Source organism: Lysinibacillus sp. NPDC094177 (genome assembly GCF_050279145.1).
Lineage (GTDB): Bacteria > Bacillota > Bacilli > Bacillales_A > Planococcaceae > Lysinibacillus.
Map to the genome: position 1 here is coordinate 1 of NZ_JBNNTW010000003.1, position 25,536 is coordinate 25,536.

18 protein-coding genes and 2 pseudogenes are annotated in these 25,536 nt (G+C 35.9%); 17 read left to right on the forward strand and 3 right to left on the reverse strand.

All coding sequences use genetic code 11. From position 1 onward, the window contains the following. Positions 1 to 259: 259 nt before the first annotated feature. A pseudogene (locus ACQKNC_RS05920) lies at positions 260 to 745 on the forward strand (transposase); the annotation flags it as partial. 169 nt (positions 746 to 914) lie between these two features. On the opposite strand, the gene ACQKNC_RS05925 reads toward ACQKNC_RS05920, so the two are convergent. After that, positions 915 to 1,673: a class I SAM-dependent methyltransferase gene (locus ACQKNC_RS05925; RefSeq protein ID WP_427423937.1), complete on the reverse strand. Its 759-nt coding sequence runs from the start codon at positions 1,671 to 1,673 to the stop codon at positions 915 to 917. Positions 1,674 to 2,107: 434 nt separating this feature from the next. Here ACQKNC_RS05925 and ACQKNC_RS05930 point away from each other — a divergent pair, with 434 nt between their 5' ends. The 14 genes and pseudogenes from ACQKNC_RS05930 (at position 2,108) to ACQKNC_RS05995 (ending at position 20,993) form a co-directional block, all read left to right on the forward strand. Next, entirely contained in the window at positions 2,108 to 2,605 is a 498-nt protein-coding gene (locus tag ACQKNC_RS05930; RefSeq protein WP_427423938.1) for an LURP-one-related/scramblase family protein, read from the forward strand. Positions 2,606 to 3,602: 997 nt separating this feature from the next. Beyond that, positions 3,603 to 4,091 carry a nitrous oxide reductase accessory protein NosL gene (locus tag ACQKNC_RS05935; protein ID WP_427423939.1) on the forward strand — a complete coding sequence of 163 codons (489 nt, stop codon included), beginning with the start codon at positions 3,603 to 3,605 and terminating at the stop codon, positions 4,089 to 4,091. A 42-nt stretch (positions 4,092 to 4,133) separates the two neighbouring features. Beyond that, positions 4,134 to 5,540: a nitrous oxide reductase accessory protein NosL gene (locus ACQKNC_RS05940; protein ID WP_427423940.1), complete on the forward strand. Its 1,407-nt coding sequence runs from the start codon at positions 4,134 to 4,136 to the stop codon at positions 5,538 to 5,540. 104 nt (positions 5,541 to 5,644) lie between these two features. Continuing rightward, entirely contained in the window at positions 5,645 to 6,295 is a 651-nt protein-coding gene (locus tag ACQKNC_RS05945; protein ID WP_427423941.1) for a peroxiredoxin family protein, read from the forward strand. A gap of 285 nt (positions 6,296 to 6,580) precedes the next feature. After that, on the forward strand, positions 6,581 to 7,819 hold the full coding sequence (locus tag ACQKNC_RS05950; RefSeq protein WP_427423942.1) for an S-layer homology domain-containing protein: 1,239 nt from the start codon (positions 6,581 to 6,583) through the stop codon (positions 7,817 to 7,819). 446 nt (positions 7,820 to 8,265) lie between these two features. Further along, on the forward strand, positions 8,266 to 10,425 hold the full coding sequence (locus ACQKNC_RS05955) for an alkaline phosphatase PhoX (RefSeq protein WP_427423943.1): 2,160 nt from the start codon (positions 8,266 to 8,268) through the stop codon (positions 10,423 to 10,425). 200 nt (positions 10,426 to 10,625) lie between these two features. Continuing rightward, the gene (locus tag ACQKNC_RS05960; protein WP_427423944.1) at positions 10,626 to 11,855 is read left to right on the forward strand and encodes a hypothetical protein; all 1,230 of its coding nucleotides are present in this window, start codon (positions 10,626 to 10,628) and stop codon (positions 11,853 to 11,855) included. 355 nt (positions 11,856 to 12,210) lie between these two features. Next, positions 12,211 to 12,844, forward strand: a pseudogene (gene ytaF / locus ACQKNC_RS05965) (sporulation membrane protein YtaF). Between the two features lie 216 nt (positions 12,845 to 13,060). Next, positions 13,061 to 13,717 carry a DUF1232 domain-containing protein gene (locus tag ACQKNC_RS05970; RefSeq protein ID WP_427423945.1) on the forward strand — a complete coding sequence of 219 codons (657 nt, stop codon included), beginning with the start codon at positions 13,061 to 13,063 and terminating at the stop codon, positions 13,715 to 13,717. Positions 13,718 to 13,949: 232 nt separating this feature from the next. Beyond that, positions 13,950 to 14,723 carry an LCP family protein gene (locus ACQKNC_RS05975; protein WP_427424327.1) on the forward strand — a complete coding sequence of 258 codons (774 nt, stop codon included), beginning with the start codon at positions 13,950 to 13,952 and terminating at the stop codon, positions 14,721 to 14,723. Between the two features lie 763 nt (positions 14,724 to 15,486). Continuing rightward, positions 15,487 to 16,455 carry a 2-keto-3-deoxygluconate permease gene (locus tag ACQKNC_RS05980; protein WP_427423946.1) on the forward strand — a complete coding sequence of 323 codons (969 nt, stop codon included), beginning with the start codon at positions 15,487 to 15,489 and terminating at the stop codon, positions 16,453 to 16,455. Positions 16,456 to 16,638: 183 nt separating this feature from the next. Beyond that, positions 16,639 to 18,348: an NAD-dependent malic enzyme gene (locus ACQKNC_RS05985; RefSeq protein ID WP_427423947.1), complete on the forward strand. Its 1,710-nt coding sequence runs from the start codon at positions 16,639 to 16,641 to the stop codon at positions 18,346 to 18,348. Between the two features lie 339 nt (positions 18,349 to 18,687). Next, positions 18,688 to 20,289 (forward strand): DcuS/MalK family sensor histidine kinase, encoded by a 1,602-nt coding sequence (gene dcuS, locus ACQKNC_RS05990; protein WP_427423948.1) that lies wholly within the window; start codon positions 18,688 to 18,690, stop codon positions 20,287 to 20,289. After that, entirely contained in the window at positions 20,286 to 20,993 is a 708-nt protein-coding gene (locus ACQKNC_RS05995; RefSeq protein ID WP_427423949.1) for a response regulator, read from the forward strand. The genes dcuS and ACQKNC_RS05995 overlap by 4 nt, the downstream gene beginning before the upstream one ends. A 95-nt stretch (positions 20,994 to 21,088) precedes the next feature. On the opposite strand, the gene nhaC is transcribed toward ACQKNC_RS05995, so the two are convergent. Both nhaC and ACQKNC_RS06005 read right to left on the reverse strand, forming a co-directional pair. Beyond that, positions 21,089 to 22,471 carry a Na+/H+ antiporter NhaC gene (gene nhaC / locus ACQKNC_RS06000; protein ID WP_427423950.1) on the reverse strand — a complete coding sequence of 461 codons (1,383 nt, stop codon included), beginning with the start codon at positions 22,469 to 22,471 and terminating at the stop codon, positions 21,089 to 21,091. A gap of 408 nt (positions 22,472 to 22,879) precedes the next feature. Further along, positions 22,880 to 23,146, reverse strand: coding sequence for a sulfite exporter TauE/SafE family protein (locus ACQKNC_RS06005; RefSeq protein WP_427424328.1), 267 nt, complete (start codon positions 23,144 to 23,146; stop codon positions 22,880 to 22,882). Positions 23,147 to 23,697: 551 nt separating this feature from the next. Between ACQKNC_RS06005 and ACQKNC_RS06010 the strand changes: the two genes are divergently transcribed. Beyond that, the gene (locus ACQKNC_RS06010) at positions 23,698 to 24,318 is read left to right on the forward strand and encodes a DUF47 domain-containing protein (RefSeq protein WP_427423951.1); all 621 of its coding nucleotides are present in this window, start codon (positions 23,698 to 23,700) and stop codon (positions 24,316 to 24,318) included. 15 nt (positions 24,319 to 24,333) lie between these two features. After that, positions 24,334 to 25,350 carry an inorganic phosphate transporter gene (locus ACQKNC_RS06015; RefSeq protein ID WP_427423952.1) on the forward strand — a complete coding sequence of 339 codons (1,017 nt, stop codon included), beginning with the start codon at positions 24,334 to 24,336 and terminating at the stop codon, positions 25,348 to 25,350. Positions 25,351 to 25,536 lie beyond the last annotated feature (186 nt).

The window sequence follows — 25,536 nt, forward strand, 5'->3', positions numbered from 1 at the left end:
TTTCATTTGGCACTGTGACTCTACTGTTGTTTTCCGAAGCATTCCGCTCGCTTTCCGCGGGCGAGCGCCGAGCCTCCTCCTACGCTTCGCTTCGTTCGGGGTCTCGTCTGTCTCGCTTTCCCGCAGGAGTCGAGCGGTGCTTCTCCAAACAACGCAATGTATCATACTATTATTTTAGTCATGCTTTCCTTTATAATATAAGAATTAATGTGCAGGTGGTGCCCCCGATGATTTTAAATCAAGAAACCTTTAATTCGCACTTGTGGCAAAGTTGAATCCTATTCTTACACAAGGACCACGAAAAGAAGAAGACAAGTTTGAGTTTAATAAAGATGCCGGAATGTTTATTTGTAAGGCTGGTCATCTCGCGACAAGAAAAGCACGTACGGGTAAAAAAGGAACGAGTAAGAGTCAAAGTCAGACATATTATTTTGATATTGAAAAATACAAAGTATGTCCAATAAGAGAGGGCTGTTATAAAGAAGGCGCAAAAAGTAAAACGTATTCTGTCACAATTAAGTCGGATACACATGCCGAACAAGAGGCATTTCAAAATACGGAAGCATTTAAGCAATTAGCCTTAAATCGCTACAAAGTAGAAGCGAAGAATAGTGAATTAAAAAACGGACACGGGTACGATACGGCATCGACTGCGGGTCTATTTGGCATGGGAATTCAAGGTGCTACAACGATATTCGCTGTCAATTTGAAACAGATATTAAAGCTACTAAACAAAAATGAATAAGGAATAGAGACGGAAATAAGGCACTTCCTGTTCAAAAATGAACAAGAAGTGCCTTATTTTTATCTGAAAAAGGTTCGCTATTATAAAAGCGTAAGTTTTTCAGTGCCCTCCATATTTTCCAAGCGTTATTTATATGCCACGTTATTTGATTTCATGTGTAATATGACTGTTATTTTTTTATAGCAACAAAGCGTAATCGGCAATAATCAGCAACCCATTGATGATCCTGATAAAGCTTTGGCTTTAATAGTTCTTCACATTTTGCATAAATTTGTTCTTTTTCAGATTCAGATAAATGCTGGAGCATATTATTACTGAACATTACTAGCCAATTACGTAGCCCAGCATCGCCTTCAAGTGGTGTTGGGCGCTCATATAGCGTAATCATTTCAACTGTAAAACCTGCATCTTCTAATTTCGACTGATATTCTTCTAAAGTTGGAAAATACCACGGGAAATATTCCTCTATATAAGATAGTTTTAATTCATCCATGCTTTTTTGAAGAGCCCAAACAATAGAAGCGATATTACCATGTCCGCCCATTTCAGCGACGAAACGACCACCTTGATTAAGTGCGCTATAAATGTTTTTTATGACTTCATCTTGTTGTTTCATCCAATGTAGGGCAGCATTTGAAAAGACTGCATCGAATTGATTTGTCATGTGAAGTGCTGTTGCATCCATTGTTTGAAATGTAATGTCTGGGTATTTTTGCTGTGCAGCGATAATCATGTCATGGGAGGCATCTATCCCTTGAACATTAGCACCAAGAGCTGTAATTTCATGGGCTAAATCACCTGTACCACATCCGACATCTAAAATTCCTTCATTTTTCTGTGGTGCAAGCAAATCCACTAAACTTCCTCCAAATTTTGAAACAAAGTCATGCTTTTGATCATATAAATTGGCATTCCATATTGTTGTCATTGTCCCTCATCTCCTTTGTTTGAGCATAGCAGAGGGTTTAATGGAACAGAAATGCGTAAAATGATTAGTTTTGATTCCATATTGGAATATAGGGAAGGGCGTCAGTTTAGCATTAGCTTCGATGAACCGTATCATAAGTAAGTGCGTTTTCTCTGTAAAAAAACAATAAGCCTATTTAAGATATAGCAGTCTTGAATAGGCTTTATTTCCATTGTTACAAGTAAGAGAGTTATTTATATGGTGAATAGACTAGGAATGTATTCAAATTTCTTTTGTTGAAGGTTTTTTGACATAATATGGTGAATATAATAAAGAAAATATTTTTTTCTACTAGGCAAATTTCATTAAGTATTATACATATAAAACCCACTTCTGTAATTATTATCTATGATAAAAACGGTTTTAGTAATATCCTATTAATAAGGAGGCGTAGTATGAAGCAACTTTTTATAAAGCAGAAGGTATTCAGTTTAAGTGGAAAATTTACGGTAAAGGATCAGCAGGAGAAGGATGTTTATTACGTAGAGGGCAGTTTTATGCAAATTCCAAAAACGTTCTCAATTATGAATGCAGCAAGAGATGAGGTCGCGCTTATTACGAAAAAGGTGTTCAGCTTTTTACCGAAGTTTTTTGTTGAAGTAAACGGTCAAGAGGTGTTAACGATTAAGAAGGAGTTTTCTTTCTTTAAAGCACGCTATACAATTGATTCGGCAGGCATTGAGGTAAAAGGTAACTGGTGGGATATGGATTTTCAAATCTTACAGCATGGCGAAGTCGTCGGTAAAGTGAACAAGGAGTGGTTCACTTGGGGCGATAGCTACAAGGTACAAATATTGAATGAAGAGATGGAAGCTATCATTATAGCGCTCGTTGTCGCAATTGATTGTGTAAAGGCTGACCACGCTGCTGCTTCCTCAGCAGCGGCGACTTAACGTAGGGACGTACTATATAAAATGCTTAGAGGTTTTCTTTAGAAATTAAAATTTTGGAATAATATTAAAAAAGTGGGGAAATCTCAAAAGAATTCCCTGCTTTTTTTTAATGGAATTCTTATGTGAAGACCTCAAAGTATAAATAGATAAACTATAATAGGCTAAATCGATTAATATTTGGTCTGTTTTTTTGTTTATACTCACTACTTTTGTAAAAAAGAGCAATTTAAGAAGGTATAAAACAAGAGGAGAGCCTTGGATAACAATTGTTATTCAAGGTTTTTTTATAAGAAATGGAGAGTTATGATGAAGAAAAAGCTAATATTAAGTGATATGATAAAATTCTAACCTGCACCAAAAAAGGCAAAAGATAATGTTCAGGAAAATATATTTATCGGTTTGATAGCTCTCAATAAAGAAGAAATTGTTATTTCTCTAAAGAAAATTTATACATACTACCACGTATAACTACACCATAAGTATGTGATGTTTTAATGATGATGATCGTAAAATGGAGAGCCTTCAATCGAATAAATAATGAGTTCCGAAAATTATAGTCCCCACAAATAACTTGTGTCTTTTCTTTTACAAGTTGTTCCCGTGCATATTCGAGTAACCAACGTTCACCATTGTTTAAGTAGGTTTATATTTTCGTATTGAATTCCATTTGAAATATATTTGGTTCCTTTTCTGATGAAAATTTTTAAAAAGGGTAATTTTAAAACAAATTTAATAAACTGATAACGCAAAGCGAAAACTCCTAACGTATTTGTCCCTACAACAATTACGATAAGTGAGTTTTCGCTTTTATACTATAGCAAACTGTAAAATTGTTGAATTTCTATAATGCCGACCCTAAATTACGATAATGTGCCATATTTAATAATTTATCATGAAGAATTCTATTTTGATGAAATTTTTCTATTATTTCACATTTTCTTTCATCTTATTTCACATTTATTCTGTATTATTGGAAATTGAAAGGGGATTGTAAACATTGAAAAAACTATTCGCATTAGGAATTATATTGTTAAGTATCATCTCTGTAGGTTTTTTAGACAATAAGCACAAAATGAGTGCTGAGGCAGCTAAGTCTAGTTTAGAACAAGATGTACCTGATAAAACAAATTGCGCATTTTGTAACATGGTTGTTTACCAAAAAAAAGATAAAATGGGCGTTTTTGCGGCGCAGGCAATTAAAAAGAAAGGGAAAGTGGTTTATTACGATGACATTGGTTGTCTTTTATACGATGAAGAAAAAAATAAAGAAAAAAATAAAAAGTATGTTCGTGATTACAAAACATTGAAGTGGGTTCAAGCTGAAAAGGCAACTTATGTTAAAACATCACTAGCTTCACCAATGGACGATGGCTATATATATTTTGATAAAGAAGCTGATGCGAAGAAATATATAGCCAAACATTCAGGTACAAAGATTGTCCCGTTTAAAACTGTTCGAAAAGAGAGTATTGAGAAATATCAATAAGTATATTTAAAAACACAATAAATTTAGGAAGGAAAATATAGAATGAGAAAATATTTAAGATTTGGATTGCTTGTATGTGTAATTTTAGTAGCATTTTTAAGTGGTAATCAAAATTCGACTGCATTTGCAGGAACTACAGATGTCCAAGCTATTAAAAAAGGAGAAGTAGTTTATTATAAGAATGTACTTTCATTGTTATATGATGAATTAAATGAAGGAGCTACACTAACAAAAAAAGTTCAGGATTATAATACAAAAAAGTGGGTTGCGTTAGATTCGGTAACAATTGTTAAAACTAATACTTCAAAAAATATTTATTTCTCAAAAGAAGCAGATGCAGATCAATATATTAACGCTTCTAAAACAAAGAAAAATGTAACATTAAAAAAGGTTGAACTAAATACAATTAAAACTAGTGCCAAGGAAAAATATGATAAAGAAGCACCAAGTATTGTATTAAATGTGAGCACAACAAAGCCAACGAAAACAGATGTTACAGTGAATGTAGATGTTACAGATAACGAGGAAGTGACCTTGATAAAATGGGCAATTGGTACAAAGCCAGCAAATAAATTTTCAAATGTAGGCACAACATTGACAGATAACTCATTTACAGTAAGTAAAAATGGAACATATACAGTTTATGCTTTAGACAATGATGGTAATAAAAGAACAAAATCAATCACAATATCAAATATCGATACAACAACACCAGTAATAACACTTTCAATACCTGAAAGTGATGTAACAGCAGTAAGTAAAAAAATACAAGTTTCAACTACTGATGATACTGGGATTCAAGATCAAAAATGGGCATATGGAAATAAAGATGTAGAATACTTCGTTGATAAGGGTTCAAGAATAGCACCATTACAAAATGCGAATCAAAAGGATAAAATTATCGCACTAAAAAATGGCGTTTATACAGTGTATGCTGAAGATAAAATGGGAAATAAAGCAGTAAAAACAATTACAATCGATGGAATTTCTGAATTTACAGAAGTAACACAAACGGGTGTACATTGTGAAGTATGTCGTATGGATCTTCATAACACTGACCCGAATAAAGTGTATTCTGCCAAAGCGATTGACCAAGAAGGTACTACACATTATTTTTGTAGAATTGGATGTATGTATCATCAAGAAAATGCAAATGGTATAGCATTTACTAATAAATATGTTCGTGATTATAGTGCAACTGCACCACGCTCAAATAACTGGATTGCAGTTGAAAATGCAGTAACTGTAAAATTTAATAAGAGTGAAACAGCCAAAGGAATCATGGGTTGGAATCTTTTCCACTTCACAGATTTATCAAGTGCAGCAAACTACCTAGGTGTGGGCAAAGAAAATGTAGTAGCTGAAAAATTAGAAAATATCATTGAATATACGAAAACGAATAATAAGGGAATGAATTATCAATACGAGGTTGATAAAGTAGCGCAGTAATTTTAAATAACAAAAATTTAAATACCATTTGCGACGGATAGAAAAGCGAAAACTCATGTATCGTATTTGTTGTTGAGACAAATCACGTTAGGAGTTTTCGCTTTGTGTCATTAGTTGAAACAATCTGTTTTATCATTTATTCCTTATTAATTTACAAAATTGGAGGTATTACATTCGTGGTTAAGAATCTGATTTCCATTATTATTATCATGGGTTTAATAACGATAGTTGCAATAAATGTTCTTGGTAATGAGAAAGAAACTGTGAAAACAGCTGAAACAGCTAAAAAAACCGAATCAGCATCTACTAATGAAAAAGAGGATACTACATATCAAGTAGAGTATGTAGCACCCGATTTTGAGTTGAAAACGTTAAAAGGTGAAACAGTACGTTTATCGGATTATGTAGGAAAAAAGGTAATTTTAAATTTTTGGGCAACATGGTGTCCACCTTGTAAAGAAGAAGTGCCGCATATGCAAAAGATTTATGAAGAGTATAAAAATCAAGGTATTGAAATTTTAGCGGTTAACGTAACAAATAAGGATAAAGGGGAAGAAGCGGTTGCTCAATTTGTGAAAGAACATGGACTAACTTTTGAAGTATTGTTAGATGAAGAAGGGTTTGTAGCTAGTAAATATCAAGTATTTACGCTGCCAACGACCTATATGATTGATACCAAAGGCAACATGATTGACATCATCGAAGGTCCAATGAATGAGGCATTGCTGAAAGAATTAATTAACAAGGCTGAATAATAAAAATTATAAAGGACAAAATAACTTTTTGAATATAAACATAACTAAAATCCAAAATTAAGATATATACATAAGTAGAGTATTGATATTGTGAAAAAATGTAATAAGTGCAATATACAGGATTCTCAAGTTCAACTTATATTGTCGTGAAGCACGTGTAGATAAAGTGATTGTTAACTTTCTTCACACGTGTTTTTTATTTCCGTAATATAATACACCAAATATTGTATTAAATTAGGTCGTTTGGTATAATACTAAATATCTAAAAGAGTTTCTGGAGGGTTTATGCTGAACATAAAAGTTAAGCTATGTTTATCACTGTTTTTATGTTTCCTTGTACTAAGCGTGATGCCATTGAAAGATGTACACGCTTTTGAATGGGAAGACGGGAAAATTGTTTTGGAAAAAGGAGAGGTAAAGCTAACGCTGCAACCTGGTGAAAGTGTATACATACCTATCATCTATCATTTCATAGTAGATGGTGATCACACATCCATTTGGAAAAACTTGAAGACTGGAAAAGAAACAGTCGATCAAGGAAGTTCTGAATATGCAAACTGGGACGGTGAAGTGTCAAGTACGCTAGCGGTAACGATTAAAAACACATCATCGAAATCTATACTTATTCAAGGGAATTTAGGGAACTATCAATTAACAACAAAAAAAAGTTCGTTTTCAGATGTAACGACAGATCACTATGCGTATGAAGCTATTGAGTGGGCAAAAGATAAAAAAATTATCGGAGGCTACGAAAATGGGAGATTTGGTCCGAATGATAACGTAACAGAAGCACAATTTACGAAAATGATTGTAAGTTATTTTGGATTAGAAAACACAACGAAACAATTGCCCAAATATACGGCGAACACATCATGGTCAGATGATTTTTACAATCGTTTAGCTACTTATTCGGTGCCGATGAATGGTTATTTTGATGATTCAATCCGAAATACAGCTGTAAAACGTGGTGTCGTAGCGCAAGCATTAGCGTATTTATCGGAAGGCATGTCTATGTATAGTTTAAATAATTCCGTTAATTTTTTACTTGAGTCAGGTATATCAACAGGACAAGGCACTGTAGATATGAAAGATGTATTAAGCATGTTCGGTTATAAAAATAACTTAACACGTGCGCAGATCGTTACGTTTTTATATCGTATGGAAAACAAAAAATATAATCGATTAAGCACTGATGTTAAAAACGTTTATAGTCAATCAGCTTCTCTTTCAATCACAGAAGTAGCAAACACAGGAAAAGATCGAATTGATGCTAGGTTACGACTTGGCAAAAATGGTGTGGAAAAAGCGGGCAATCCCCAAGGCGTGACAGTAGAGCAAGCAGAAAAAATCCTTCGCGAAGCACTTTCATTATCACCTACTTTAAGAGTGGTGCATGACCGGACAGAAGGACCAGATTACATTTTCCAAGTGTACGAGTATAATGGTACTCATAATGCTACACTAGGTTGGTATGGAGTGAATATGCAAACTGGAAAATGGTATGATTGGTTAATGGCACAATGATTAAATTAATTTGTACTAATTTTTTCTAACGATGAAAAGGCAGCTCATGTTATCGCTAGTAACAATGAAATTGTTTGAGAAATATTGTTGTTTGGTTAAAAGAGGGACTAACGAATAATAGTAATTTAGTTTGCAATCAAAACATCACTTAGATTAATAGCGGTGAACAGTATCACAAGAAAATGTGGTTTTTAAACAGAGAAAGCACCATTCCATTACGTGTGGATGGTGCTGTTTTTGGTAAAAGATATTATAAATTTGAACGATAATCAGCTTCAATCTAGCTTTTTAATTCATTATCTTGCCTTTCTCTTCATGAAATGTTAAAAAAAGAGCCCCTAGTAACTTCAAATGTTAATAAATTATAAAAATGAAATCAACAGTAAATTAACATTCATATAGTTTAATAGAATTGTACAAAAGAAATTTACTAGGGGGATTATTAGATGATTAATAACAAACTTGTGAAAAAAGGTGCTACCTTAGCACTTGCTCTAGCTATTGCAGTTCCTGCATTATCACCTTCTGCAGTGAAGGCTCAGGAAAATATAACAATCGAATCTGTTAAATTTAATGGGATGAAAGCACCGTCTACTATTGAAGAAATGGTAAAAACGTATACAACCGCAACAGTTGATGTGAAATATAGCAATGGAAAAGTAAAAACATTTCCGTTGTCCTACAACTACCTATTTAAATCGGAAGATAAGGTAGCAACTGTTAAAGGGGAAAAAATCCCTGCAGGTACACCAATTGATGTAAATGGAAATCCAATTAAGGATCCAAGCAGCACAGACGGAAAATACTTTGTTTCCGATTCTCCGGATTCAAACAGCTTAATGCTGCCTATTAATGGAAAACTTTATATGGTTACACATTATGAATATCAAACCATTGATGCTGCTGGTAAATCAGCATACGGTTTAGTTCCTGCATCTATGTCTTTAACTGAGTTGGAACAGGACAATAAAACAGGTGAATTGAAACCTGTAAAAGTAGAAAAAATTGATTTTTCAGCAGTAAATGGACTTTGGATTCCATGTAATGGATCATTATCTCCTTGGAATACACATTTAGGTTCTGAAGAGTACGAACCAGATGCACGACTTTTCTTAGATCCAACTTCGAAAGTAAGAAGTCAAGTTGAAACATTCTCTCAATTCTATTTTGGAGATAAAGCAAAGGCTAATCCTTATTTCTATGGGTACACTCCTGAAATTACAATAGAAAAGAACGGGAAAACATCAGTTGTAAAGCATTATGGTACAGGACGCTTCTCCCATGAGTTAGCGAAAGTCATGCCTGATAACAAAACAGTTTTTTACGGTGATGATGGCGGTAATACAGGAATGTTTATGTATGTGGCTGATCAAGCAAAAGATTTATCATCAGGTACATTATATGCAGCCAAATTTAAACAAATTGGTACTGAAAACGGTGGTTCAGGAGATTTACAATGGATTAATTTAGGACATGCAACCGATAAAGAAGTGAAAGCTATTATAGATAGCGGCATTACATTTAATGATATTTTTGAAACTTCTGATGCGCCTAAAGAAGGTTTTACAGCTATTAAAACATACTCAAATGAAGGAAAAGTTGAGTATTTGAAACTTAAACCTGGCAAAGAAAAAGCAGCAGCCTTCCTAGAAACTCGCCGTTACGCTGCCATGCTTGGTGCAACTACAGAATTTAACAAAATGGAAGGTGTAGCACTAAACGAAAAGGATAAAAAAGTATATATCGCAATTTCCGATCAAAGTAAGGCTATGGAAAAAGATTCAACAGGAAAAGACCCAGCAGACCATATTCAATTACCAAAAATTAAAGCTGGTGTAACTTATCAATTAGATTTGCAAGATGGTCAAAAGGATAGCGAAGGAAAGTCTATTAATAGCTCTTATGTAGCACGATCAATGTCTGGATTAGTTGTTGGTGAAGATTTAAAAGAAGCTGATTCATTTGGAAACACTGCAAATGTAGATAAAGTAGCAAATCCAGATAACTTAAGTTACTCTGAATCAATGAGAACACTCTTTATTGGTGAAGATAGTGGAGCTCACACAAATAACTACGTTTGGGCATATAATGTGGATACGAAAAAATTAGATCGTGTCTTATCTGTTCCAGCAGGAGCGGAAGCAACTGGATTATTTGCTGCTGATGACCGCAATGGATTCCCATACATTTTCAATAATTTCCAGCATCCTGGTGATGAATTAGAGGCTAAGTCAATTACAGCTGTTAATAAAGATGAATTACTTAAAGCTGTTGACAAACAAATTGGTATTAATAAAACTGGTGGTATTGGTTATATCTCTGGTCTGCCTTCTTTAACAAACATGCCAGATTTCACTGCAACTAATGCTCCTAAAGTAGATAAAGTAACAGCAAAATCTAAATCAGTTAAAGGTACAACTGAAGAAGATGCTACTGTACAAGTTTATAACGGGAAAACATTATTAGGGGAAGCAAAAGCAAATTCAAAAGGGAAATTCACTGTGAAGATTAAAGCCCAAAAAGCAGGCACAAGCCTAACTGTTGTGGCTAAAGACAAAGCTGGAAACGAAATTGAACCAACAGTCATAATAGTTGCTTCTAAATAACAAACACTTACATTTATTGTGTATGTAAAAAATGAAAAGGGCTGTCATAAAAGTGACTTTTGTGACAGCCCTTTTTCTCATTCCATAAATCAGATAAAACTGTATTGATAAAACAAAAGAAGGAAATATGTTTATTTAGTAGAAGTTGTTCATATCAATACGTTTTACATAGAAAAATATAGTTAGAAGGAATGAAAATAATGATTCTTACTGAATATGTGATTGAAAGAGAATTTGTTAATAAATTTATTCAATTCACTTTTGATAATCCACTTGTAATTAATGGGATAGAGAGGAGACTTTTTTTATGGGGGCATGAGATTTTGCTTCCAGATGGAAAAGGTAATTATAATTCAGGAATTCTTGATTTAATAGGTACGGATGAAAGAGGAGAAGTATGGTTAATAGAGGCAAAGCTAAACAGCAACAAAGAATGGAATTCGAACATTTGGGAAAATCAGCTAGGATTATATGCAAAGTCATTACGAAAGAGGTCGGAGCAAGAAATAGTTTTAGGGGCTAGGAGATATATAGTAAAGGAAAGTGCAGGAACATTATTCCCGCCATTTATTCTTGATGGTACCAATAGTCTGTCAGAGGCATTTTGTCAATGGGCTTCATCTTTAACAAAGGATAAGAAGGAAGGACTTACACTGTATGAAACAACTATGAGGAAAATAATGGATGGTGAAATTATACAGTGTGTATTATCGAATGAACCAAGTCAGGGAATTTGGGAGAATCGACATAAAGGTGACTCTACTGCAAGAGCCTATATAACTTTTCAAAAAATGATTGCAGATGTAGTGTTGGAACAGAATAAAGTAGTATCAACAAGTTTTGAAGAGGGACATTGGAGCCATGGAACATGGATTTCCTTTATTCAGAAGAAAAATGAAGTAAAGCCTACTCCAGATAAAATCCCTCTACTACTTGCTGATGGTGTCATCCCCACATATGAACGGATACTTTCATTTATATTGGAGATTGGATGGAATGGGAAATATGTTGCAAACCAAAAAGCATTTCGATTTGATTTACAAACGGTCTATGAAGTGCCTTTACGGATTCATATTGGCTGGATCGATGCAGATGGACAGCAGGATATTCAATATAGAACACCTTATCAATTTGGTTTGAAATTTAATATTGATTTTCGGCATTTTAAAAGACATGTAGATACGGAGATTTGGGAAACAGGTTATAAGCTTGCCAAAGAACTTGCGGAAAAGGGACGTTACAATATTAGAGGAGGAGAATTTTCAATTTTTGATCCATATTGGACTGCTGAGAAAGTAAAAGATTTAAGATGGGATGGGGAAATGTATAGGTTTATCTCACAAAGAAACAGAGATTATATTGGGCTAGAGGAAGAGCAGCATGATCTGAATGGGGTTTTTCTATTTTTGAGAAAAGTAATCAAACATTGAAATAGGGCGAAGCTTATCACACTATTAAAAGTAGTACAAACCAAGACCATGGTTTGTGCTACTTTTTTTATAGTAGAAGTGAAGTTAACTGGAAGGGCTACCCCTCCCAGCTACACAAATTCTATTCTCCTCATAAAAATTATCTGTAATCACTTGACTGGAGGTAAGAAAGTACCCAGTCGGAACGGGAAACAACCAGCGTTACGATTATAAGGCAATTTTTTTCTAAGTTTATGTTTATTAATTCACACACTATTACCAAAATATTGTTGTTTTTTTGTCAACATTTTTCAGATAAATAGGCAACATTTGTCAACATAAATAATAAGATATAAAAAATAAGGGGTGTGGTTGAGTGAATTGGTTAATGATTATTGCTTTTACTTTTTCATCCAGTATCGAAAATTTTGGGTGTAGGACTTTCTTATGGGATTCGGAAGATAAATGTTAGATTTGATAAAAATATATTAATCTCGATCATTTGTTTTCTAATGAGTATGGGAGGCATTTCATTTGGTGTTTGGCTCTCTAAAATTCTTCCAGGTATGCTTCCTGTGATTATTGGAGCGTTATTATTATTTATCATCGGAATTCGGATTATTCTTTTGGCTAAACCGCGGAAACAAGAGACCCTAATAGTGGATAGTAACAATGAAATGCAGTCCAATAATGTTCAAGATATTTTAAGAAATCCTGAGGAAGCACATTTCAATAAGTCTGGAGAAATTGGATGGGGAGAAGCTGTACTTCTCGGCATAGCCTTATCGGCGAATGCACTTACGAATGGGGTAGGTGCAGGTTTACTCGGTCTTTCACCGTTTGTCATCTCGTTAACTGCTGCAATTGGGAGTTTTATTACTGTTTGGTTAGGGGTTAAGTTAGGAAGTAAAGTAGCGGATGTTCGAATCGGTTCATTCACTTTAGGGCAATTTGGAACAATAATTAGTGGAGTAATTTTATTAATAGTCGCTGTTGCAGCTTTCTTTTAACTTCTTTCTGACCTCTATAGGTGGTGAGATGAATGCGGGTTTTAAGTTATTTTTTAGTGTGTGACCAGCATCGTGATGACCTTAAGCCTCCGGACGATTAGGCTGTTGACAAAATGTCAATGGATTAATATACTTTGTGAGAATGATAATTTCATTATTTCATTTTAGACAACGGCGTTAAGTCACGTTAGTCACTGTAAGAAGGGAGAATCGAAATTGGCTGAACAGCGAAACAGTAATACTCTTGGTTTATTGCTGAGACGGTTATTGAAAGAACGTTCATTATCTATGCGGAAGTTTAGTGAACAAACTGGAATCGATACAGCTACGATCTCACGGATAATAAATGATAAGAGAAAAGCGACACCACAACATTTAGAAAAATTTGCTGACTGTCTTGAAGTTCCTTTTATCAATCTTTTTGAAGCAGCAGGATATCCAATTGAACAGAGACAAGAAGAGTCAGAAACAGATTCCGATATCCATACTTCTGTTGACGCAATACAAGCTTTTCTTAAGTCTTCAAATGTTTATGATGATGAATTTTCGGTGGCAAATGTTGAACAGAAATTAGAAAGCTATGGACTCTATGCGCAAACAGAAGAAGGTAAAAATTCGATACTTAAGGATTTTGATGAAAAAATTAAGAGTGTAGGAAGCATAGGCCCGTTTATAAGCAAATTAAAAGAGTTGTATGAGAAATTCGCATCTGAGAAAGGGACACTTTTTGAACTAACCTTAATCGGAAGTACATTATTATATTTTATTATCCCAGTAGATGTTATACCGGATTATCTATTTCCTATTGGTTATTTAGACGATGCAATAGCTGTACAACTTACTACAAAGACATTACTAAAAAAAATAACTTAGACTTAAGTGATAGGTGGATATATTTATGAGAAGAAGCAAAAAGAGCCGTAAATGGCTAAGAAATTTGTTCTTAGCATTCGCATTAGTACTCGTAGCGGGGATTATTTATTCGGTTTATCAATACAATAGTGGATTGGCTATGGCTGAAGATAATCATTTAAAAGATAACGAAAAGGCGTATGACCCATTTGAAGGTGCGGATGTACAATTTGGTCAGATTAATGTGCTATTAATGGGAAGCGATGCTAGAGACGAGGATGGTAGATCGGATACTTTAATGATTGCACATTATGATCAAACGACCAATGATGTAAAATTGATTTCTATTATGAGGGATTCGTATGTCGACATCCCAGGTCACGGAATGAATAAAATAAATGCTGCATTTGCTTTGGGAGGTCCCGAACTTGTAAGGAAAACAATTAAGCAAAATTTTGATATTGATGTTAATTACTACGCTCTCGTGGATTTTAAAGGATTCCCTAAAATTGTTGATCTTTTAGCACCGGATGGGATTGAGGTTGATATTCCATATGAAATGTCCCATGGAATTGGTATGACATTACATCCAGGAAAACAAGTTTTACATGGTAACGAGTTATTAGGATATGTACGATTCCGTCACGATCGTTTAAGTGATTTTGGGCGAGTAGAACGTCAGCAAGAGGTTTTGGGTAAGGTTAAAGAGCAAATCGGTGTTTCAAGCTTAATGAATATACCAAAAATACTTGGCGTTGCTGATTCCTACATCGATACAAATGTTGATAATAAAACAATCCTTACAATTGCAAAAGGAATAGTAAATGGAAAATCTAAAGGTATGGACACTTTACGAATTCCTGTTGCAGGTTCTTTTGAAGACAAACGTGAAAATGTAGGGGACGTCTTGGATATTGACTTTGATAAGAACAAACAGGCATTAGAAGAGTTTTTATCATCAAAGGACCATAAAAAAAATGCTAAGACAGATGACGTTTCATCCCAGGGAACGAAGGTATCAAACTAAATAAGGGCAAAAAATTAGAGTATGTTTTGAACAATTATTTCAAAATATACTCTTTTATTATTTTATGGGTTCCTTTTCGAGAAAAGTGCAACATCATTCCAATCTTATATTGGAGATATTTATATATGTACTTTTAGTTCGTGAAAATTCTCATATTAATGCTAAATCACTTTTGCTACATCAAACATCTAAAATTCTTTCATTTTTTTGTGCAAGCAACTCTACTAAACTTCCTCCAATTTCGAACCTAAGTCATGTTTTTGGTCATATAGAAAGGAAGACGGCAATTTTCCAATCTTAAATACTAAACATAATTTGACAATTCTCCTTACACAATTATAGGGGAATTGTCTTTTTTGGTATCGAAAAGACACTTTTAAAATTCCAGATACAAAGAAATCTGTTTAACACATCTATTAACTCTTCCAACAATAAAAAGCTAAGGTTCTGGGGGGGATTTGAACCGGGGATGTTCAATTGTCAATTATAAAAAATGCAGTGGTTCTTACCTTGATTACGGGATGTGCCATTTTGCTATTTCGATGATTAATGATAATGGCTGCTTACTTTTTTTATTTACAAAAAGGATTATTTAACTTTCATAAACTATGAAAACGGTTTCCACCCGAATATGATAGACAGGTACAAAACAAAGGGAGATTAAAAAATAGTACAACATGCAAGAAAGTTGGAACCGCTTTCTGCAATTAATGGAGCAATTAATAAAATAATGGATTCGTTCGTGATTATAGGAGGGGTAAAAATGCAAATTCCAATTAAGAAAACGCTTGATAAAATTCCAGGTGGAATGATGGTTGTCCCACTTTTTTTAGGAGTATTAACGAACACATTTTTTCCGGAAATTTTAAAAATAGGAAGTTTTACAACTGCATTATTCAGTAAAGAAGCATCATCAACTATTTTGGCATGTTTTATGTTTTTAATTGGTTCACAAATTAATTTCAAATTAGCACCAAAGGCAATAAAAAAAGGTGCAATATTAATAACAGGAAAATTTATAGTGGGTGCAGGAATAGGTATAACTGTAGCAATGATTTTTGGGCCTGCCGGAATACTAGGATTATCACCATTAGCCATCCTTGCAGCGTTATTAAATGCTAATGGTGGATTATATGCATCTCTTGCTTCATCGTATGGTGACGAAACTGATGTAGGCGCATATGCTGTATTTTCTTTAAAAGATGGTCCATTTTTCACATTAGTTGCATTAGGTGCATCCGGTCTTGCTACAATTCCTTTTCAAACACTTATAGGAGTATTAATTCCAATAGTAATAGGAATGATTTTAGGGAATATTGATCCTGATATGAGAAAGTTCCTTGGAAGCAGTAAATTATTATTAATCCCATTCTTCTCATTCCCATTAGGTGCAGGGATGGATCTTTCGACTATTATAAAAGCGGGAGGTCCTGGCATACTACTAGGATTAATAGCTGCATTCACTGGAATTGGAGCTTACCTACTTTTGAAGTTATTTAAAGAAAATCCTATAGTTGGACTAGCAACAGGATCAACTGCAGGAAATGCTGTAGCTACACCGGCTGTTGTTGCAGCAGCAGATCCAACCTTTGCTCACATAGCACCAGCAGCTACCGCACAAGTTGCAGCAGCATGTGTAATATCTGCAATACTCTGTCCGATTATTGTTAATTATGTATATAAAAGATCCGAAAAGAAAAAAGCTAAAGAATCAATTGCAAGGGCAACCTGACAATAAAGTAAAAATCTACGGTTATCCCGGCCATTAAAATGAAACAAAGATAAAGCAGTCAGCGGTTTCACTGTCTGCTTTGTTTAGTTACAACAAAGGGTCATTAAGTTAAAAAAACTAATGGGATAAGAAAAATTTTATTAGCATGGTTGCTCTATTTTAAAATAGAAGGAAGGAAACACCATGAATATACCTAATAATGTCATTATAACTACAATAAAAGGAAAAGAAGTTCTCTCTAATCCTTTTTTGAATAAAGGAACAGCTTTTACGAAAGAAGAAAGAGAAGACCTTGGACTTGAAGGTCTGTTACCGCCACAAGTACTAACCCTTGATGAGCAGGTTAATAGGGTCTATGAACAATATTCGATGCGGACGACGAATCTGTTCAAAAACGGGCTGCTTTTTGATTTATATAACCGCAATGTTGTCTTGTTTTACCGTCTTTTGAAAGAACACCTGGCAGAAATGCTCCCTATCATCTACACTCCTACTGTCGGTGATGCAATCCAGTCATACTCTCAAAGCTACAATCGACCAGGTGGCTTATATCTTTCCATTGATGATCCTGAGGGCATTGAAAAGGCATTTTTTAACCTAGGAAAGCAAAAAAATGGTATTGACTTAATCGTCGTTACCGACTCTGAAAGCATTCTTGGTATTGGAGATCAAGGGATAGGTGGTATTAATATTGCGATTGGTAAACTTGCCGTGTACACGGCTGCAGCTGGTATTGATCCAAGCCGTGTTCTGCCAATCGTGATGGATGTTGGCACGAACAATCAGGCTTTGATTGAAGATCCTATGTATATCGGAAACAAAATCGCGCGTGTCCGCGGTCATCGTTATGATCAATTCATTGATTTATTCGTTCAGACTGCAAGAAAGTACTTTCCAGAGGTACTCATACACTGGGAGGACCTTGGCAACGTCAATGCACGAAAAATCTTGGACAAATATGGTGACAAAATCCTTACCTTCAACGATGACATCCAGGGGACAGGTGCTGTTACTCTTGCTGCTATTATGTCTTCTTTGAAAGTAACAGGAGAATTCATGAAGGACCAGCGCATTGTTGTCTTTGGACCAGGAGCCGCCGGCATTGGTATCGCAGACCAAATGGTAGATGCTATGGTTCTAGAAGGGTCTACCAGAGAAGAAGCATGTGATCGTTTCTGGGCTGTAGACGATCGGGGACTAGTAACAGATGAAACACCAGATGTTCTTTACTTCCAGGAGCCTTATACAAGAAAGATGGATGAAGTTAAGGACTGGGATAAGAATGAAGAAGGGATCATTTCATTAACGGAAGTAGTGCAAAGGGTGAAGCCAACCATCCTGATTGGTACTTCAGGACAAGCCGGCGCGTTCACTGAGGAAATTGTTAAAGAAATGGCCAAGCACGTTGAGCGTCCCATCATCTTGCCTATGTCCAACCCTACGGCACTGACTGAAGCAGTGCCAGAAAACCTAATTAAGTGGTCCGATGGCAAGGCTCTAATTGCAACCGGTAGCCCGTTTGCCAATGTAGAATACAAAGGTGTCTCCTATGAAATAGGGCAGTCAAATAACGCATTTGTATTCCCAGGACTAGGCCTGGGAGCTATTGCTGCAAAAGCTGAAGTGATCTCAAAAGGAATGTTTGCAGCTGCTGCTTCTGCGGTTGCAAGAATGTCAGACACAAGTAAACCTGGAGCATCCCTGCTGCCATCTATTGAAAAGCTTCATGAAGTCTCAAAATACGTTGCCATTGAAGTAGCCCGTGCTGCAATACACGAAGGAATTGCAAGAATAGATATTCAAGATGTTGAAAAAGCAATTGAAGATTCTATGTGGAAACCTGAGTATAAAGAAATTAAGAGTGTAGGTATTTGGACAAAGATTAATTCCTAATCATATTAAATAGTTAAATAAAATGCCTGTACTCCTGGTATTAATCGAACTTTCGGTATTCCAGGTAGTGACAGGCATTTTTGTAATAAACTAGATTAAAGGGGAAAGCTAAAAACAGGTAGTCCTGCATGATAAAACAGAGCCTAAATATTGAATAAAAAATAAAGATGGAGCAATATTTTTACGTTGACTCCATCTTTATTTCTTTACCATACCTTGCTTACTCCATTCATGGCGGGTGCAATTTAGAAACTGCAAAGTTCTTTCTTCACGGTCTCTATGAATGTAATAGATAAAACTTATTCATACTGTAATTAAGTAGATAACCTGGAGGAGATTATGAAAAAGGGCAGATTTAGTTTACAAGTTATCATTATTATTTTTGTATGCCTTGTCGTCGCTTTGTCACTCGGTATAACCGATTTGCTAATTAGTAAGAGAATTACCTCCAGTGTGGAAGAGACACAGAAAGAAAAGGCACTCAATATTGCAAAGATGGTTTCCGTTAGCCCGCAAGTGATTGGGTCTCTTGAGGGAGAAACAAATCCGAAAGAAGTACAAGCTTTTGCCAATCAAATAAAAGATTTAACGCATGTTAACTTCGTTGTCGTCATGGATATGAAAGGAATCCGACTTTCCCACCCGGATCCAGGTGAAGTGGGAAGGAAGTTCAGGGGAGGAGATGAAGGGCCAGTCCTTCAAGGGAAAGAGTATATATCCATCTCAAAGGGTATTCTCAGCCCCTCCATGCGGGCATTTACCCCAATAAAGAATACACAGGGAAAACAAGTCGGCGCAGTTGCTGTAGGGATTTCTTTGGAAAACGTAACGGAGGCTGTACATAAAGGTCGGATGGGCATGGTGATTGGGACATTAATCGGAATACTTATCGGGGTAACTGGTGCAGTGGGTTTAGCCAGGGTTATCAAAAAAATCCTGTTGGGACTCGAGCCGTTCGCTATTGCCAGGCTGCTTGAAGAGCGGAGTTCCATGCTCCAGTCTGTCCGTGAGGGCATTATAGCCATTGACCAAGAAGGAAAAATTACCCTTGTAAACAGGGCAGCCCGAAAGCTTTTTAAAAAAGCCGGTCTAGAAGGGAATCCAATGGGACTCAAAATAGAAGATTATTTACCTAGTAGCCGTTTAACCCATATTTTGAAGTCTGGAGGAACTGAGTTTGACCAGGAACAGGATCTGCATGGGGTTACTATTTTAGTAAACAGGGTACCGGTAGTAGTGGATAATCAACCTGTTGGAGCAATCGCTACATTCCGTGATAAAACAGAAGTTCAGTTATTGGCCGAACAGCTCACAGGTGTACGCAATTATGCTGATGCCCTACGTGCCCATGCCCATGAATTTATGAATAAGCTGCATGTCATTCTTGGACTTGTCCGTACTGAGCAATATAATACACTTGCGAACTATGTGAGTGAAACGGTTAACCACCGGGAAACGGAAATAGGTTTTGTAACCGAGAATGTCCAAGATCCAGTTCTAGCCGGATTTTTGATTGGCAAGCAAAGCTTTGCAAGAGAATCAGGTGCATCACTATCATTTGATTGCTCCAATAAGCTTCCCAAGCCTGTGAACCAAGAAATCACCAATGACCTGATAACGATTATTGGAAATCTCGTCAATAATGCAATGGAAGCGATAGCGGATAGTCCTATCAAAAAAGTTGACTTAAAACTCGATTACGCAGAGGATATTTTAACAATCGAGGTTAAGGATACAGGGATGGGAATGACGAAAGCAATGCAAAATAAAATATTAGATAAAGGCTTCTCCACAAAAGGTGATAACCGTGGGCTCGGGCTATATCTTTTAGCTCAGGCTATTGAAAGACTAGAAGGGGACCTTATCATTTCTTCCAAGCCGGGAAAGGGAACAAATTTTGCGGTATATATACCTTATAAAGCAGAGGATGAAGAGGCATGATCAATGTAATGATTGTCGAAGACGACCCTATGGTGGCGGAAATCAATAAACGATACCTTTCAAAGATTGGTGGCTTCCGTATGGCTGCAATAGCCAATTCAGTCGATGAGGCTATCCGTTTGCTCGGAAAGGAGGAAATACAGCTTATACTTCTGGATATTTTTATGCCGGGTAGGCATGGCCTAGAGCTATTGGCGTATCTCCGGCAAAATGAACTTGAAATCGATGTAATCATTATTTCAGCTGCATCGGATCTGGAACGAATCAGGAAGGCAATAAGGTACGGCGTTGTCGATTATTTAATAAAGCCTTTTAAATTTGAAAGGTTCAACGCTGCTCTTGTCAGTTATCAGCAAAAGACCCGGCTTACAGGTAAACTGGAAGCGGTCAGCCAGCAGGAGCTCGATAATTATTTTTTGCACAGGGATGAGACTGCAATAGTTGAAGAGCTCCCAAAAGGGTTGACTAAAGATACTTTAAAGCAAGTCTGGGAAGCGGTTCAGGAATTGAAAGAAGGGCCGTTTTCCACCGAAGAAGTGGCAAATGTTGTGGGCATTTCAAGGGTCTCTGCGAGAAAGTATCTGAACTTCTTAAAGGATTTAGGAATCCTTGATGTCAAGGTTATATATGGGACCATCGGAAGGCCTGTTTACCAACATGAATATAACCAAATTAAAGAGTACTTAATAAAAACCTTTCTGTGAAAATAAGGGAAACGCTTTATGAATTTAAAGGCATAAATATGGTGGGAGAAAGAAAAAAGTAGCTGATGAATTCATCAGCTACCAATCTTATTATCTTATTTTTCAAGTTTCGTTAATGTTTTACCGCTCCAACCAAAGATGATCGTCAAAATTGGTCCGAGTAGACAGAAGAAAGTAAATGGTAGGTAAGTTGTTGTTGGTATATCTAGTACACTAGCAATGAACATACCACAAACACTCCATGGAACAAGAGGATTGACTACAGTTCCTGCGTCCTCCATAACACGGGATAAATTTTTAGGGGCAAGTCCTACCTTCTCAAATTGTGCTTTAAATGCTTCACCAGTTAGTAGGATTGATAAATATTGCTCACCAATTAATGTGTTGACACCAATTCCTGTAATGGCAGCTCCCGTAATAACAGAGCCAGCACTTTTAAAGAAGCCTTCCACCTTCGCTAAAATACTTTGTATAATGCCGAGCGTAAATAATAGACCACCCATTGTTAATGCTAAGAGGACTAAGGCAATTGTAAATAGCATACTATTCATACCACCACGAGACAGTAGTGCATCCACATCTTTATATCCCGTAGTAGATTTATAGCCTTCAAAAAGGATTTTAAAGACATTCGATAGTGCAATCGGTTCTTGTATGTAGGCAAGCCCAACGCCAATAATTGAGACTACTGCAAGTGTGATAAGTGCAGGTGCTTTATAAAAAGTCATAATAACGAGCACAACAATTGGCAATAATGTATACCAATGAATAAGCCCAGTTGACAGTAATCCCTCTTTAAATTGCTCAACTGTTTCAAACGAAGTATTTCCACCTGTTGGCGATAAAATTGCATAAAGGACGAATGAGATCACGAAAGCTGGAATCGTTGTCCAACCCATATTTTTAATATGCTCGAAAAGATCGACACCAACCGTACCAGATGCAAGATTTGTTGTATCCGATAGCGGAGACATTTTATCACCAAAGAAAGCTCCTGAAACGATTGCACCGGCTGTTATCGCTAAAGAGATGTCCATTGCACCGGCAATTCCCATAAAGGCAACGCCAACTGTTGCTACAGTAGTTAAAGAACTACCAACTGAAACACCAACGATACTACAAATCAAAAATACGATTGCAAAGAAAAAGTTTGGTGAAACTGTTAAAAAACCGTAGTAGATGAGCGTTGGAATTGTGCCACCCATAATCCAGCTTGAAATTAAAATACCTATAAAGAAGAAGATAAAAACTGCCCCAAGTCCAGCACTTGCACCAGCAATCATTCCAGATTCAAGCTCACGGAAAGGAACTTTTTTAAGTAATCCATAAGCAAGTAAAAGTGAAATGACAAGAAAAATAGGTATATGGGGTGTTGCTTGTAAATACCCAATACTGTATGCCATCGTGGCAATTATTACTATTATTATAAAGCTTGCCTCAATAAATCGAGGGTTACTCTTTGCTTCAATTCGGAACATGCTAATCCTCCTAATAATTACTTCTTCGCTTCAATGCGGTGAAGCCCAAAAGTATTATAGCACGCAAATAAATTTTGTCAATTGACTGATAAATAACGTCAATGAAATCGGTAGTATTTTTCCTTGGTGATTTTTTAAACTGGACCTTAATGAATACTGAAATAATCCCATGCATTTTTAACAATTAATGTACAAGTCATTATGAAAATAATACGCATCATTTTTGTCCCACGTTTCAGCGCAAATTTTGAACCCATTATTGCACCGAAAATCATGACAACCCCATTGGTAGTTCGTATAAAAAATTAACTTTTCCTAATAGTAAAAACATAGCAAGCACCGCTAAGTTCGATGCGAAAATTAAAAACTTTTGCATTACCGCAGCATGTAAGAAATCATTTCCCATCATTAATAAAATGAAAATAAAAAAGAACCAGTGCCAGGTCCGAAGAAACCATCATAAAAGCCAACAGTAGCAAAAGCGCCAATAAAGGCTATTTTCTTAACAGTACTTAATGTTCGCTCTTCAGGTCGCTGTCCCCAATTTTTCTCGAAAACCGTATAAGTGGTAACGAGGACGAGCATAACAAGCATTAGAGGTTTTAATATAGCTGGTGATACGAGATGTACGGCGTATGCTCCAATGAACGAACCAATAAAAATAAAAGGTATTATTTTCTTTTATATCAACCTTGCCCGCTCGTAAAAAAATTAACATGCTAGTCCCATTGCTAATTGTATTGGCTAGTTTGTTTGTGGCAATAGCTGTACTTGGGGGTAAACCAACAGCCATAAGTGCAGGTATATAGTATATCGATGTTCATATGTATGATATTCACAATCTTCTTTAACGCATAATGTGTTAGTTACACTTAGTACTGCGAATTGTAATAAATGACAATGGAGTATTCCTCTTTTAATGTAAATATCGTTTACAATTCCTTAACATTTATAACGATCAAAAAACAGAAGAGAAAAAAGTTTTTTCAAGTATTTTTATAAAAATCAAAGAAAAAACGGTAATATTTAAAGAAAAATCGATAATTTTTGTTATCGAGTTTCCAACGTTTTCAACTTGGAAATGCACCTTAAAATAATTGTGGCAAATTTTATATTACATTTTTGTAAATTCAACTCGTTTATGTTTAAAAATCTGTAGATTTATGTGAAATTTTTGTTATGATGATTGCAGAAATCGACAATATTTATTCAACAGGAGGAACACTATGTTCAACTCAAACAAGCAAGATCCATTTTTCAAAGCATTATTAAACATTTCTAAAAATGTCAAAGAAGGAATTTACTATGCACATAATGCACGTATTCAAGATATAGATGCTCTAAAAGAAATCGCAGGCACAATGAAGCAATATGAAACAAGTGGAGATAAATTGATTCACGAGCTTATCGTCATGCTAAATAAATCATTCATGACACCTATTGAGCGTGAGGATATTTTATCACTTGCAAATAAATTAGATGATGTCATTGATGGTATGGAAGGCTGTATTGCTCATTTTGACATGTATAATTTAACAGAGGTTACAGAGCCAATGCGCCAATTCTTAACATTTATTGCAAAAAGCACAGACGAAATGGTCCAAGCAATGGAGCTATTAAATAGTAAAAAGCTTGTTGAAATGCGTAAACATGCTATTCAAATTAAGGACTATGAGCGTGAATGCGATGAAATTTTCCGCTCGTCTATGAAGCAATTATTTATTCAAGAAAAAGATCCAATGCGTATCATCGTGTTCAAGAGTATATACGAACAATTTGAAGATATTGCAGATAGCTGCCAAACAGTAGCAAACACAATTGAAACAATAATTATGCGTAACGCGTAAGATGGAGTGTACGAAATGGATACGATTTTACTAATAACAATATTAATCGTTATATTCGCACTTGTGTTCGATTTTATTAACGGTTTCCATGATACAGCCAACGCAATAGCAACTTCTGTATCAACAAGAGCTTTGAAGCCTCGAACAGCAGTATATTTGGCTGCGGGTATGAACTTCATCGGAGCTATTACATTTGTTGGGGTAGCGAAAGCATTGACAAAGGATATAGTTGACCCATACAGCTTGAATGCTTTTAATGGTGATACTACAGGATCTGTCGTTATTTTAGCGGCATTATTTTCAGCGATCACATGGAATTTAGTAACGTGGTACTTTGGAATTCCGTCTAGTTCATCGCATACATTAATTGGTTCTGTGGCAGGGGCTGCAATTGCAGCGGCAGGCTTTGATGCTTTGAACTACAGCGGCTTTATAAAAATCCTTCAAGCGCTTATTTTCTCACCATTACTTGCGTTTGCAGCTGGTTTCTTAATGATGTCTTTATTTAAAGTACTATTTAAGGATATGAATTTATATCGAACAAATAAAGGCTTCCGGACGATGCAAATAGGTACTGCAGCCTTGCAATCATTCACTCACGGTACAAACGATGCACAAAAAGCGATGGGGATTATTACGCTAGCTTTAATTGCAGGAGGTTTACATCACACAGACGATATTCCTTTCTGGGTTCGTTTTGCAGCAGCATGTGCGATGGGTCTTGGTACTTCTGTAGGTGGTTATAAAATCATCAAAACAGTTGGCGGCAAGATTATGAAAATTCGTCCAGTAAATGGTGTAGCAGCAGACCTTGCTTCTGCATCCATCATCTTCGGTGCGACATTAATTCACCTACCGGTATCTACAACACATGTTATTTCTTCATCCATCATGGGTGTAGGAACAGCACATCGTGTAAAAGGTGTTAAATGGGGTATGGCACGAAAAATTGTAACGACATGGGTTATCACTATGCCAATTTCCGCAGTCATGGCTGCAACTATATACTATATATTAAATTTATTTTTCTAACATAATGGGAGGAATGCACAACTTGCGTGCATTCTTTTTTTTATTTTGATTAATCATATAGGATCGGCGGAAAGGCAGGGTAGAACGACGGAAGGAAAAGGCAAAGCGACGGAAGGGCCGGACAGAACGACGGATAGGAAAGGCGAAGCGACGGAAGGGCCGAGTAGAACGACGGAAGGAAAAGGA

What these genes read in the sequence shown, in the direction of transcription:
- ACQKNC_RS05975 (WP_427424327.1), top strand. Translation starts at nt 13,950, where the DNA reads ATGGGAAGCGATGCTAGAGACGAGGATGGTAGATCGGATACTTTAATG.
- ACQKNC_RS05985 (WP_427423947.1), top strand. Translation starts at nt 16,639, where the DNA reads ATGAATATACCTAATAATGTCATTATAACTACAATAAAAGGAAAAGAA.
- ACQKNC_RS05955 (WP_427423943.1), top strand. Translation starts at nt 8,266, where the DNA reads ATGATTAATAACAAACTTGTGAAAAAAGGTGCTACCTTAGCACTTGCT.
- ACQKNC_RS05995 (WP_427423949.1), top strand. Translation starts at nt 20,286, where the DNA reads ATGATCAATGTAATGATTGTCGAAGACGACCCTATGGTGGCGGAAATC.
- dcuS (WP_427423948.1), top strand. Translation starts at nt 18,688, where the DNA reads ATGAAAAAGGGCAGATTTAGTTTACAAGTTATCATTATTATTTTTGTA.
- ACQKNC_RS05925 (WP_427423937.1), bottom strand. Translation starts at nt 1,673, where the DNA reads ATGACAACAATATGGAATGCCAATTTATATGATCAAAAGCATGACTTT.
- ACQKNC_RS05960 (WP_427423944.1), top strand. Translation starts at nt 10,626, where the DNA reads ATGATTCTTACTGAATATGTGATTGAAAGAGAATTTGTTAATAAATTT.
- nhaC (WP_427423950.1), bottom strand. Translation starts at nt 22,471, where the DNA reads ATGTTCCGAATTGAAGCAAAGAGTAACCCTCGATTTATTGAGGCAAGC.
- ACQKNC_RS05950 (WP_427423942.1), top strand. Translation starts at nt 6,581, where the DNA reads ATGCTGAACATAAAAGTTAAGCTATGTTTATCACTGTTTTTATGTTTC.
- ACQKNC_RS06015 (WP_427423952.1), top strand. Translation starts at nt 24,334, where the DNA reads ATGGATACGATTTTACTAATAACAATATTAATCGTTATATTCGCACTT.
- ACQKNC_RS05930 (WP_427423938.1), top strand. Translation starts at nt 2,108, where the DNA reads ATGAAGCAACTTTTTATAAAGCAGAAGGTATTCAGTTTAAGTGGAAAA.
- ACQKNC_RS05980 (WP_427423946.1), top strand. Translation starts at nt 15,487, where the DNA reads ATGCAAATTCCAATTAAGAAAACGCTTGATAAAATTCCAGGTGGAATG.
- ACQKNC_RS06010 (WP_427423951.1), top strand. Translation starts at nt 23,698, where the DNA reads ATGTTCAACTCAAACAAGCAAGATCCATTTTTCAAAGCATTATTAAAC.
- ACQKNC_RS05940 (WP_427423940.1), top strand. Translation starts at nt 4,134, where the DNA reads ATGAGAAAATATTTAAGATTTGGATTGCTTGTATGTGTAATTTTAGTA.